At 39.9% G+C, this 13,017-nt stretch carries 8 protein-coding genes; 5 read left to right on the top strand and 3 right to left on the bottom strand.

Annotated features, from left to right (window positions below):
* Window positions 1-62 precede the first annotated feature (62 nt).
* The 5 genes from DBR40_RS21895 to DBR40_RS21875 all read left to right on the top strand — a co-directional run bounded on the left by DBR40_RS21895 (window position 63) and on the right by DBR40_RS21875 (window position 8,792).
* Window positions 63-3,485: a TonB-dependent receptor gene (locus tag DBR40_RS21895; RefSeq protein WP_166209359.1), complete on the top strand. Its 3,423-nt coding sequence runs from the start codon at window positions 63-65 to the stop codon at window positions 3,483-3,485.
* A 22-nt stretch (window positions 3,486-3,507) separates the two neighbouring features.
* On the top strand, window positions 3,508-5,376 hold the full coding sequence (locus DBR40_RS21890; protein ID WP_124561869.1) for a RagB/SusD family nutrient uptake outer membrane protein: 1,869 nt from the start codon (window positions 3,508-3,510) through the stop codon (window positions 5,374-5,376).
* Window positions 5,377-5,409: 33 nt separating this feature from the next.
* Window positions 5,410-6,717, top strand: coding sequence for an IPT/TIG domain-containing protein (locus DBR40_RS21885; RefSeq protein WP_124561868.1), 1,308 nt, complete (start codon window positions 5,410-5,412; stop codon window positions 6,715-6,717).
* 75 nt (window positions 6,718-6,792) lie between these two features.
* Entirely contained in the window at window positions 6,793-8,280 is a 1,488-nt protein-coding gene (locus DBR40_RS21880) for a right-handed parallel beta-helix repeat-containing protein (protein ID WP_124561867.1), read from the top strand.
* On the top strand, window positions 8,250-8,792 hold the full coding sequence (locus DBR40_RS21875; RefSeq protein WP_124561866.1) for a LacI family DNA-binding transcriptional regulator: 543 nt from the start codon (window positions 8,250-8,252) through the stop codon (window positions 8,790-8,792). Before DBR40_RS21880 ends, DBR40_RS21875 begins: the two co-directional genes overlap by 31 nt.
* Here DBR40_RS21875 and DBR40_RS21870 read toward each other — a convergent pair.
* From DBR40_RS21870 to DBR40_RS21860, 3 genes are all read right to left on the bottom strand, one after another.
* Complete coding sequence (locus DBR40_RS21870) at window positions 8,734-10,881, bottom strand: alpha-N-acetylglucosaminidase (protein ID WP_124561865.1); 2,148 nt, start codon at window positions 10,879-10,881, stop codon at window positions 8,734-8,736. The genes DBR40_RS21875 and DBR40_RS21870 overlap by 59 nt on opposite strands.
* Before the next feature lie 446 nt (window positions 10,882-11,327).
* On the bottom strand, window positions 11,328-11,924 hold the full coding sequence (locus DBR40_RS21865) for a GIN domain-containing protein (RefSeq protein ID WP_124561864.1): 597 nt from the start codon (window positions 11,922-11,924) through the stop codon (window positions 11,328-11,330).
* Window positions 11,925-12,255: 331 nt separating this feature from the next.
* Window positions 12,256-12,825 carry a dihydrofolate reductase family protein gene (locus DBR40_RS21860; protein ID WP_124561863.1) on the bottom strand — a complete coding sequence of 190 codons (570 nt, stop codon included), beginning with the start codon at window positions 12,823-12,825 and terminating at the stop codon, window positions 12,256-12,258.
* Between the last annotated feature and the right edge of the window lie 192 nt (window positions 12,826-13,017).

Raw genomic sequence — 13,017 nt, 5'->3', positions numbered from 1 at the left:
ACCCGCAGAAAACTTTAGATTCTTTAGGATCACAGTTAACCTGCGAATAACCAGACTAACAAATGTATAAAAATTATACTAATGAACTTGGTGTACCCAAAAGGCATGTCAATAAACTACTGCTGATTATGCGATTTACTACCGTAATACTAATAGCAACCATAATGCAGGTGAGTGCAGCAGGTTTTGCCCAAAGGATTACTCTTTCTAAAAAGAAAGTATCCCTTAAAAGTGTTTTTAAGGAAATACGAAAGCAAAGTAATTATGATTTTATCTATACGGATGAATTATTGCAAAATGCGAAGCCCGTCGATATAAATGTTAAAGAAGCGTTGCTGGACGATGTTCTGGATAAACTATTTCAAGGCCAGCCATTATCCTATACCATAGAAGACCATACAGTTGTCCTCAAAGAAAAAACAGAAATTTCTTTAAAAGGAAAATTAGCCCTGCGGACAATTGACATACGTGGCCGCGTTGTGGATAGCAAAGGACTAGGAATTCCGGGTGTAACAGTTCGGATAAAAGGTGAACCTGGTGGGGGCAGTACAAATAATAATGGAGATTTTAGTATCGCAGTTACCTCGGCAAATTCTGTACTTATCTTTTCGTCCACCGGTTTTACGACAAAGGAAGTTTCTGTAAATGGTCAGACAGTCTTAAATGTAATACTCACAGAAGCAGTGGACGAATTGTCTGAGGTTTTGGTCGTCGGTTACGGCACTCAGAAAAAGATTACTGTAACTGGTTCTATCAGTTCTGTGAATATGGCTGATATGAGAACGCCTGTAGCGAGTCTTTCCAATGCCTTGGCGGGTAAAGTAGCGGGTGTTATTTCCATGCAGTCCAGCGGCGAACCAGGTTATGATAATTCTCAATTCACCATTCGTGGACTGGGGACTTTTACCGGAAGTACATCACCTCTTATTATTATAGACGGTGTGCAGCGTGATGATGTTAATAGTGCCTTCGGAGGCTCTTTTAATAATATAGATCCTGAAGATGTGGCCAGTATTTCCCTGCTTAAAGATGCTTCTTCTACAGCCATGTACGGTGCAAAAGGCGCCAATGGAGTTTTAATTATTACGACAAAAAGAGGGGTAGCCGGTAAACCAAAAATATCCTTAAAAGCAGAAACTGGAATAGCCGGTTTTACGGAAAGACCTGAAATGTTGGATGGAATTCAATACATGCAGTTGTTTAATGAGGCCAGGACCAACATGGGATTATTACCTAATTTTTCAAATGAACAAATTCAGAAAACAGCTAGTGGCCTTGACCCATATTTATACCCAAATGTAAACTGGATAGATGAGGTTTATAAAGATCATTCTACTTTAACCAACGCAAACTTAAATATAAATGGTGGTACCGAAACGGTACGGTATTATATTTCCAGTTCATTTTACAACCAAACAGGGCCTTATAAAGTTGAGAAGTTAAATGGTTACAATCCTAATCTAAATTTTAAACGTTATGACTTTAGAAGTAACATCGATGTCAATGTTACTAGTAGCACACTTTTGCAACTGAATATTGGTGCAATGTTGGTTAATGCGCGATATCCGGGAATTAGTGCAGGCAGTCTATGGTACCAGTCTTATGCCACGACACCTGTTGCATTTCCAACAAGGTATCCAGATGGAAAATGGGCTGGTCCAACACCAAATGGAGGCATTAATCCACTAAATGCAGTACAAAACAATGGGTATTCCGATGAATTCAGACCTGCTGTACAATCTGTATTTACGGTAACCCAAAAGTTAGATGTACTCACCCCTGGTCTGTCATCCTATGCAAGGTTCTCTTTTGATAGTTATGGAGATTTCAATAATAGGAGATCAGGTGTTAATGATAACTGGCTGGCCATAGGTCGTGATGGTAATGGTGAACTGATGTTTGTACAAAACAGGATAGGACAACAGTTTTTAGGCTATAGCCAAGGTTCCGATGGTGAAAGAATCATGTACCTGGAGGGAAATTTGAACTATGACCGAACTTTCAGCAATCACCGTATAGGTGCCATGTTTCTATATAATATGAGAAACAGGCTTAAAAGTACTGCAGGGGATGTAATCAATGCTATTCCTTTTCGTAATCAGAGTCTGGCCGGTAGAATCACCTATGGCTATATGGATAAATACCTTTTGGAAGTGAATGCCGGTTATACCGGGTCTGAAAATTTTCAAAAGGGAAGTAAATTTGGTCTTTTCCCCTCTTTATCAGGAGGGTGGGTGATTTCTAACGAGCGTTTTTTTAAACCATTGGCCAATACATTTACCTTATTAAAGCTTCGTGGTTCTTATGGCGTTGTGGGGAATGATAATATTGGCAGGGGAGATAGATTTCCGTATCTAACGCAAATCGGGGGAGGTTCAAGTACCGGGTTTGGTTTAAACGGTACATGGAACGGTGGTTTAACAGAAAATTTGATAGGGGTAGAAAATCTAACCTGGGAAAAATCATATAAAGGAGACATCGGTCTTGAAATAGGTTTGTTTAATAAGTTGAATCTTATTGTTGATGGATTTGATGAGCGGCGTAAGAATATTTTAATCATGCGCGAGTCCATCTCTTCGATAGTTGGATTAGAGGGAACCCCGGTATATGCTAATATCGGAGAGATGAGTAATCGTGGTATGGATGCGAGCATTGAGTATAATGATCAGATTGGTAAGGTAGCGTTAAGGGTATTTGGAAACGTTACTTACAGCAAAAATAAAATCATTTTCGCTGATGAGCCCGCGAGGAAATACGCTTATCAAAATAAGGCAGGCTTCGCCCAGAATGAATTCCTAGGTTATATAGCTGATGGCTACTATACCAATCAAGCAGATATTGATTCACGACCAGTACAAAAATTTGGTGTGGTAAAACCTGGTGATATCCGCTATCTTGATCAGAATGGTGACAATGTTATTGATGCTTATGATGCAAGAAGATTAGGGAAATCTCCATTTCCTTCCTGGCTATTTGGTGCAGGTTTCTCTGTAGCCTACAAAAAAATCGATTTGTCTTTGTTCTTTCAAGGAGTTGCAGATGTAGGAATCATGGCAAACGGATCAGGCATTTACGGAAATGGTGCAGGGGTAGATGGAGTAGGAGTCGTGCCCTTTTCGGGGCTTGGGCAATATCCCAACAATACCATGGCAAAGGTGCTGGACAGGTGGACAATAGATAATCCACGTCAGGATGCATATTATCCCCGTTTATCCGTAGGCTCGCTTTCCGATAACAACTATCTCAGCAGTACCCATTGGCTAAAAGACGGTTCTTATGTCCGTTTAAAACAAGCTTCAGTTGGTTATACACTTAGTTCAGAAAGATTAAAAAAAGCAGGGTTTCCTCTTTTGTACTTCTACGCTTCTGGACAGAATCTTTTGACTTTCAGCAAATTTAAGATATGGGATCCAGAGTTGGGATCTAATGGGGCGAAATATCCCATTACCAGGATGGCGACTTTTGGTGTGAGAGCTCAGTTTTAATAACCATTTAACAATGATTAAGATGAATAATATATTTAAAAATATTCTTTCAGGCAGCATAGGATTGTTCTTGTTGTTGTCTGGCCTGGGCTGTAAATATTTGGATGTAGCACCAGATAACCTACTAACCTCGGACATGCTGTGGGAAACCAGAGCAAATGCCGAAGGGTACCTAAACCAGATTTATGGTCGTATTGGTATTCCTGATGATGATTATACGATGCTGGGGGCAAGTGATGAAACTTCTTGCAGTATTGCAGGAGTGAACGTTAGGCAATTGACTTCCGGAAACTGGAATGCACAAAGTAATTATTGGTATTATTGGGGACAGGATTATGCAGGAATCAGGCAAAGTATTGTCTTTGAACAAAACATAGACAAGATGTCTGAGTCCATAATTGGTGCTGATTTAAAGAAACAATATAAGGCTGAAGCCCTATTTTTAAGAGCCTGGTTTTATTGGAAGTTGTTAAGGCAATACGGCCCATTTGTTAAAATTACCGAGCAGTTAAGTCTTAATGAAGACTATAATAAGTATCCTCGTGTACCCTTTAATGACTGTGTAGCATACATTAGTGATTTGTTAGACAGGGCGGCCACTAATTTGCCAGCTACGTGGTCTTCCTCATCAAATTATGGAAGGGCTAATAAAGCCTCATGTCTTGCCGTTAAATCTCAGTTAACCTTATTAGCTGCCAGTCCATTATGGAACGGAAACCCCATGTTTGCAGGTCTGAAAAATCATGATGGAACAGCTTTAGCACCATCTCAGTATGATTTGAATAAATGGTGGGCAGCTGCCAATGCGGCTAAGGCAGTAATAGATCTGCCAGGCTACAGGCTTTTCACAAATCTGGATGAGGGCGATAGCCAGTTTGATCCGTATCTCTCTTTCCGTAATTTGTTTCTTACAAATTGGAACGCAGAAATTTTATTTTCAACCAATATGGCAAACTCATGGCAGTGGGGGCATGAGGTGCGTTGTGCGCCGAATCCGGGAGGGTATAACATGCAAAATGCCACCCAGAATATTGTTGATGCTTTTTATATGCGTAACGGAAGGACAATCGATGATCCATTGTCACAATATGTTGAAACTGGATTTGTTCAATTTGATGACCCTGCTAACTGGGGTAAATCCAAGGACGGGTTAAACAGGGGATATATTAAAGGAAATTCCAACATGTACGCCAATCGTGAAGCTAGGTTTTATGTAAGCATCCAATATAACGGTAAGCCTGTTTTGCCAGCACCTACACAGGATGACCGGAATTTCTTTTCATCTGATGCGAACAAAGATGGAACCGGAAGAGCGGAGTTTTATTATTCAGGAAAATCAGGAGTAGGTGTGAATAACAATGGTGACATTACCGGTTACGATGTTTTAAAAAATGTAAGCCCTGCATCGAATATTAGAACAAACTCAGCTGTTTATCGCCCATTTATTCATTTACGCCTTGCAGAAATGTACCTGAATTACGCTGAGGCCTTAAATGAGGTTGAGCCCAGTAACCCGGATGTTTTAAAATATGTGAATTTGGTAAGGCAGCGTGGCGGCCTTCCTGATTTACAAACAGTTTATCCCTCTTCGGTAGGAAATCAAGCTGAAATGAGAAAACGCATCCTGCAGGAAAGACAGGTGGAATTGGCATTTGAGGGCGACCGATATTTTACACTTATCAGAAGACTGATGATGGGAGATACTAAGGTGCAAACCATTTACAGGATGAATACCATCACAAATGATGGCAACCAAGGATTTGCTTTTGCAGATTTTAACAAACGTACATTATTGCAAACCCGGGTGTGGAATGATAAGATGTACCTTTTTCCAATTGCGCAGAGCGACATCGATAAAAATGCTTCATTGGTTCAAAATCCAGGTTGGTGATGAAATTCATTATTTATTAATACATATAAGATTATGAAAAAATATATAAATGCATGCCTATTCATTATTGCTGTTTTGGTGGTGGTGACTACAGGCTGCAAAAAAGAAAAAGGTTTTACACACGATGCATCCTCACCGATAACAATTACTCAAATCCTTCCTGAAAAAGGTAGTGGTGGCACAGAAATTCTGATCAACGGAAGTAATTTTACAACAGATACCTCACAGGTTAAGGTTAGCCTGAATGGAAAATCATTAAAGGTGATAGGTGTTAATGGGGAACAGTTGATGGTTGTCGTGCCAAAAAAAGCAGGTTCGGGTGTGATTACTGTTACAATTGGAGGTAAAAGTACCACAAGTAAAACGCCCTTTATTTATGAATACATGAGAACCGTGACCACCCTTGCAGGATCTGGGGTTGCCGGATTTGCAAATGGGCAGGGCACTGACGCCAAGTTTAATTTTAGTGGTCAATCCTGGTACCGTTGCAGTGGTATTGTCGTTGATAATAACCTGAATGTATATGTTACCGATGTAGGTAACCAATGCATTCGGAAAATTGATAAAGATGGAAATGTCACCACTTTTGCAGGTAACCCAGGTAATGCCGGTTATCAGGATGGGAAAGGAACCGCTGCTAAGTTTAGTCTTCCTTACGGTTTAACAATTGATGACAAAGGGAATTTATACAGTGTTGATCCCGGTAACTGGGATATCAGAAAAATAACTCCAGATGGAACGGCAACTTTGCTTGCATGGGCCAATCAGGAGCCCTGGAGTGTGGCCTTTGATAAGAAAAGTGGAAACGTATTTTATACCAGCTGTAATTCGCCTGGAAATGTTTATCAGCTTACGCCCTCAGGGGTAACCACCCAGGTCATTAGCGGCCTTAATTACCCCTCAGCAATGGCTTTTGACGATGCAGGCAATCTGTTTGTCACTGTACATGGTGATCATATGATTAAAAAATTTCTAACTGGTAGCTGGACAGGGAGTATTGTTGCTGGTTCAGGAACGGCAGGCTATTTTGATGGACCGGCGAAAAGCGCAAAATTTTCTTTACCCTGGGGTATGTCTATCGATGGGACAAATAATTTATACATAGCTGGAAATGGAGCAGGTGGTGGAGGTCTTTCCAATCCAGATCAGAGTATCCGGTATATAGACGCACTGAGCTATGAGGTAAGCACTTTTGCCGGTTCCGGCACTGCAGGGAATGTAAATGGTATTGGGAAAGCCGCCGCTTTCAGTTCCCCTGCCGGAGTTACCGTGGATAAGAATGGAACTGTTTACGTACTGGATAGAAACAATAATTGTGTCCGGAAAATCGTATCCGAATAAAACTTTAAAATACACAAATACTACAGCAGATTGAAGATATATTGTCTTTAATCTGCTGCTTAATGGAGTTTTAGCATGAAAATATCAAAAATATTTTATTTAAAGAATGTCTTTCTTTTGGTGATGATGTTGCTATGCTTTAATGTTTCGACTGCACAGGGCAATAGGAGTTTGCGGGGGGCTGACCATCCTGAAAAATCATCATCCGCCAGAGATATTTATGTTGCGCTTAATGGAAAGAATTCAAATAATGGAACCTTGAATGAACCTGTAAATACCATTCAGAGAGGATTAGAGCTGGTAAAACCTGGTTTTACTGTTTTTGTGAGGTCCGGGACATATAAAGAGAAACTGAACTTCCCCAGAGGAGGGCAAAAAGATAAAGTAATTACTTTAAAGCCATATCGGATGGAGCGTGTGATTGTAAGCGGTGAAGGGCTTTCAGTATCGGGTAGTGAGGCATTGGTTAGTGTAAGCGGAGTAAACTATATCGTTATTGAAAGACTTGATATCTGCAATTTTAAAAGTGCAGCAGCATTTGTAAATGTGGATGGTATAGCAGTAAAGGCTGGTTCAAGCAACATTACCTTAAGAAAGAACAAAATATACAATATTGAAAATAATGCTTCGGCTGAAATGGGCAGAAGCGGGCATGGTATACACGTGATTGGAAATACGGCTGTTGTCATGACAAAAATTTTAGTAGAAGAAAACGAAATTTTTGACTGTAATACAGGCTATAGTGAGAACATAACGATAAATGGTTATGTAGATGGTTTTGAAGTCAGAAAAAATAAGGTTTATAATGGCGAAAACATAGGGATTGTGGCTGCTGGTGGTTACGCAGCTAATATCAACCCAGCATATAATTATGCACGTAATGGTATTATCGCAGATAATGAAGTGTTCAATCTTGATGGTAAAACTGGTCCAATACCAGCTTTCAAAGACCACAATGGGGCTATCGGGATTTACGTTGATGGTGCCAGGAATATCATTGTAGAAAGAAACCTGATAAAAGATTGTGGTCGTGGAATCGGTATCGTTAGCGAGACCAACAACTTTCCAACCCAGGAATGTACCGTTAGGAATAACCTTGTTTCTGGCTGTTCGCTTGCCGGGATTTACCTGGGCGGATATGTTGGTTACACAGGTGGTGGCACCTATAATTGTTTTGTGGTCAACAATACCATTTATTGTAATAATAAAGACTTAGGCTATTCAAATGAAGTTGAAGGGGAACTCAGGCTAACCGAACACTGCTACAACAATGTAATAAAAAATAATCTGATCTACGCCCGGCCTAAAGACCTGCTGATTCATAAATATAGCTCAACAGGAAGCGGAAACACTATCGATCATAACACCTATTATACTACTACTACTACTACTACTGGTCAACCACAATGGATTTGGGATAGTACAAGTGGCAACCCAGTTGGGTTCCGGGACTGGAAAAAAAATAGTGGACAGGATGCCAATTCCATCTTAAAAATAGTTAGTCCTAAGTTTTACTCTAATTTAAGCAGAAAATGGAAAAGATTCCAACAATCAAAGATATAGCCAGACGACTAAATATCGATCCATCAACTGTATCCAGAGCACTTCGCGGACATCCAAGCATTGGTCTGGTTACCACAATGAGGGTTAATAAAATAGCCAAAGAACTAAACTATCATCCCAATCAAAATGCAGTATTTCTTAAGCAAGGAAAAACTTTTACCATAGGAATTGTACTACCCGATATTTCAGAAGCTTTTTATTGTACTGCCTTGAGCGAAATAGAATGTTACTCACACCGTAAAAATTATAATGTAATTTTCGCTCAGTCATTTGAAGACCCTGAGCGGGAAAAACAAATCCTTAATAATATGAAAAACCATCGGGTAGATGGTATATTGATTGCTGTTACCAAATCTACCGAGGATGCCGGGCAGTTCGAAGAGTTCAAAAGATACAATATTCCTGTAGTCGTTCTAGACAATAGGAATATTGTAGCAGATAAGCCGTATCCGGCTATTGAGCATCTATTTTCAATTTTAGAATTTCAGCAACTATCTGGTTTAAAGGTTTAGACTGGCTTTCGGCCTTTATCTCCAGATTTTGATTTACCCATGCGCGCTCCCAGATAAAAAAGTCAGGAGCCTGCATGGTTTTACCCTCTAGGTTGCCCTTCAAGTAGTTTATATACATCTCCCATCTTACCAGATAAAAGTCCTTCATTAATCCTCCCCATTCCTTATAAGCATATTCATGGAGATTATCCTCGTTGCGCACATTTTCGCCCCAATAGGTAATCAACATCATGGCATTCTTGATATTCAATTCCTTCTCCTGTTTGGTTTTTCCAAGATTCAAAGCCTGGATTTTGTATGTATTCAACTGATAGTAAGGATGAGTGGATAACAGTTCGTCTGTTAAACGAATCATATTGAGGAACTGATCAGAGAATAACTTAAATTGTTTAGTATTCTTTTCCTTGTAGGCCTTTGTCATTGCCTTGAAAACAAGTTCTCCATCATTGGCCAATATTTGCCTCATGAGGTTAATCAGATCAATCTGATAAGTGTCTGAATGCTGAAATTCAGGACCTGCTTCTGCAAACTCCAAGGCAGCTTTTTTAAATTTCACGGCATCATAATTCCTTAGCCGCGTTCCCCAGTGGGATACGGGCAGGGAATCCAAGGCCGGACGGATACAAAATACCGATTCACTAGCCCCTTCCTGATAACCCGGAATACTTTGATAGATTGTTTCAAGAAAACCCTGCCAGGCGTCATCAATATGGTTGTTTGAACCCCCATAGCGATATCTTGTGAAATTGGTCAACCATTTTTTAACATCTACGTGGTCTTTTCTCCAACCGAGTTCCAACATCAGATCGTAAACCGGAGGGTTATTGTTAAGTCCTTCAGGCATAATCCCCACGCCTTTTAAAAGGTTTTGGTACGGGCTTTTTTCAATGCGGTTAACCTCGTCTGCAAAACGCTGTAACTTACCATATAGACCCGGCCTTTCGCCGAAATTATTGACAACACACCAGATAAATGGTGTAGCATCGTAGCCATTTCTTTTCTCCCAATTATTGGTGAATTCTCCAAATAATTCCTGCACAAGTATATGCGATTTATCGAGCCCTTCTAACATATGTTGCTTGGGATTGTCCTGCCAACCCTGCAAAATCCAGGTTGATCCAGGAAAACTCTTTTGCATTTCAACCTGAATAGAGTGGCCTGCCATCCTTAAATCTATACCATCGGTAATCCCACCTTCATGAAATGGATCACCAGCAAAAAAACGGATATTTTTGCCGTATGCCTGCTGCAGTTCTTTATAATATATTGCTGCAATCCTGGAAAAGTCAGGGTTGCCTGGAGTTAAGATGTCCGGACGCTTGAATGCTCCCCAGGTCTTTTGATCGATGATTGCAGCTTTAGATTTGCTTTTCAAAGAGCTTGGAACCATGCCATAAAAACCTTGAAGTACAGGTTCTATTCCGAATGCTCTCATTCGTTCTATTATCCTTTTCTGCAGTATTTTACGCCCATCAATCTGGCTTTGGGGCATCGGGCCTCCCCAGCCTTGTATGTTTCCCATAAGCCACCATGCGGTATAGGCTGGGCCAACTAAAAAATCATCAATCTCCTGATTAGAATATCCGATTTGTTTTAATGTATTTTGCCACACGGTTTCCATCCCGGTTACCGTAAGCATTAGATTTACACCATTCAAAGCCATCCAGTCGAGCTCATGTTCCCAGTCTTTCCAATCATAAAAACTCATGGTATAATTATAGGTGCAGTAGTTTAAAGCATAGCGGTATTGGGCCGGTGCCTCAAGAGTGATTACATTTTTTACTGCTGGAATTGGCGATACAGGAGCAAGGTTATCTCCCATATGCGACATAGAACGATGGCAAAAGTATTTTAAATACCAATTTAACCCAACTGCAGCAGCATTGGGGCCAGAAGCACTAATGACCACTTTGTTTCCTATGCTTTGTAATTCGATAAGGTCTCTCTGATTGCTTTTAAGAGACTTAAAAACAATTTGATTTTCTAGCCATGGCACTCTTCGTTTAATCAAATCCTGTACAGGCTTGAACTGCTGGGCTAGAAGGTTTAAAGGAAGTAAGAGTAAAATTAAATAATGGAATTTTCGCATAAATCAGTTCGGTTTTTTGTTTCAAATAGACCGAAACTAACTTAAAATATGATGTAAAACAATCAGTGAACCACCCTGTTATCCGCTATAAGAACCACACAATCGATTGTATTGATCGGTACAATCGATTGTGTGATTTTTCATTATTTTATTCTTTTTTGCATCCCTCGAATAGGAGCAGAGAAAGCATTATGGCTTATTTTATTTTTGTATATCTTTTAAGAAAGATCTTGGTCAAAAGAAGTATTAATCCTAAGGCTTATGCCAGCAGATAATATTTCCAAAAATTCATCGGATTAATAGCTGTTCAACACTGAAGTATAATGTAATAGGAAAAAAGACAATCTGATCCCTTTAAGTCGCTATGTTGTTGGCTCCTTTGTAGAATGGCCAAAAACGCAAAAAGCGACCATGGCCGCTTTTCTTGTATTAAAAAATTGTGATGCTTATTTTGATAAGGCTGCAGTTTGGATTGTAGCTTCCGGAGTGTTCATTACTGTATTTACAGCAGCGAAACGATCTAAGTTTAATTTTGGTGTGCTTCCCATTACCAGGCTATGGTTTTGAGTAGTTCCGCTTAATTTTAAATCTGCACGGTCTGCAATAACAGTATATAAGCTTTCAGTTTTCGAGTCGATTTTGGCTACTGCATTTCCGCTTAAAAGTACCTGAAGATTAGTTACGTTTAATTTGCCTTCGGTTTTTACAACTGCATCATCAGATGCCATTACGCGGTAAATGCTTTTTACATAAACAGTAACTTTAGCTACTTGGTTATCTGCTGAGGTAATTTTTAAAGCTGTTCCATCCTGGATCACTTTTACTTTTCCGCTATTGTCATCCGCATAGCTAATGCCTTCAGTTCCGTTTTGGATCAGGGTTACTTCTACATTTCCGCTCACTACTACTTTATCGAAGTTTTTTGGAGCAGAGATTTTAACAGGTTGTTTTTCGGTAGCCATAACAGTTGTAGAGAAGATTGAAGTGCTTAAAACAACAGCTGCCATTAATGATTTTGCTAGGGTTGAGAATGAAGTTTTCATAATATTTTCGTTTTATAGTTTTAGAATATTTTGTGAATGTTTTAATAATAAGACGGCAAGAGATGAGAAACGTTTCAGCGGTTTTGGCCGTATTATACCAACGGCTGTAACTTCTCGACGAACGCCGTTTTAAATCGGGCGAAAAATGACTCGTCTTTTTAGAAAAAGCCTTATTGCGGTAAAACTATAAGTAGAATGATTGCTTCACTTCAACCGGTATAACTTAAATCATTCGATTTTTTAGCTATGGAAAGGTGACATAGGAGTGAGGCGGGAGTACATTTAGGCATACCATGCAGTTAATATGGATGATATGCCTTTAAGCTGGGTTTTATTTTTTTAACGCGCCAGCGTGTTTATAGGTATTGATGAGCAAACCAGTAGGCGTAGCTTTCGAGTCAACAAAAATAAGTTCACGGGCATCAATAGTATCGGCCAACAAGCGTTTGCCATGGCCAAGCAATACCGGATAGGTAATGAGTACCACCTCATCGGCTAGTCCATGGTCAAGCAGTAATGAAGTTAGTGTCGAGCTTCCTACTACAATCAGGTCTGGTCCTCCGGTTGATTTAAGTGTGCGAATCGCCTCTACAACATCCTCATTAAGACCTTGCACCGGTCCCCACTCCAGACTAGCCGGTCTGTGGGTTACAATAAATTTAGTTGCAGCATTTATTGCATTTGCCATTGGGAAATCTCCGGCATTTGGCCAAAAACCGCTAAATATATCGTAAGTATGGCGGGCAAGTAGTAGATCAAAGTTTGGTCCGTATGCTTCAAAAAGCATTGCCGCTCCAGCGGGGCTGCGGTAAGGTGTAGTCCATGCGCCATAGGTGTAGTCTCCGTCGTGTTCTATTATACCATCAAGGGAAATATGTTCAAAAATTCTGATCTTTCTCATGTTGTTTACATTAGGTTAAATTATAGACCAAATTTAATGAGGAATAAAGCACCCCGTGAGGTGGAATTGCGACAATAATAGGGTGCTTAATGGATTAAAGTTAAACCTTGCAGTAGTTGATGCAGGTATTTAATCCAGAACCATATTTAGAAGATTAGCATTTGAGAAGGGTAAAGCTTATTTATTTCCGGC

Source organism: Pedobacter sp. KBW01 (assembly GCF_003852395.1).
GTDB lineage: Bacteria > Bacteroidota > Bacteroidia > Sphingobacteriales > Sphingobacteriaceae > Pedobacter.
Note: the sequence above shows the minus strand (reverse complement) of the source record. Positions and strands in the feature narration are given on the sequence as shown.

What these genes read in the sequence shown, in the direction of transcription:
- DBR40_RS21895 (WP_166209359.1), top strand. Translation starts at nt 63, where the DNA reads ATGTATAAAAATTATACTAATGAACTTGGTGTACCCAAAAGGCATGTC.
- DBR40_RS21890 (WP_124561869.1), top strand. Translation starts at nt 3,508, where the DNA reads ATGAATAATATATTTAAAAATATTCTTTCAGGCAGCATAGGATTGTTC.
- DBR40_RS21885 (WP_124561868.1), top strand. Translation starts at nt 5,410, where the DNA reads ATGAAAAAATATATAAATGCATGCCTATTCATTATTGCTGTTTTGGTG.
- DBR40_RS21880 (WP_124561867.1), top strand. Translation starts at nt 6,793, where the DNA reads ATGAAAATATCAAAAATATTTTATTTAAAGAATGTCTTTCTTTTGGTG.
- DBR40_RS21875 (WP_124561866.1), top strand. Translation starts at nt 8,250, where the DNA reads ATGGAAAAGATTCCAACAATCAAAGATATAGCCAGACGACTAAATATC.
- DBR40_RS21870 (WP_124561865.1), bottom strand. Translation starts at nt 10,881, where the DNA reads ATGCGAAAATTCCATTATTTAATTTTACTCTTACTTCCTTTAAACCTT.
- DBR40_RS21865 (WP_124561864.1), bottom strand. Translation starts at nt 11,924, where the DNA reads ATGAAAACTTCATTCTCAACCCTAGCAAAATCATTAATGGCAGCTGTT.
- DBR40_RS21860 (WP_124561863.1), bottom strand. Translation starts at nt 12,825, where the DNA reads ATGAGAAAGATCAGAATTTTTGAACATATTTCCCTTGATGGTATAATA.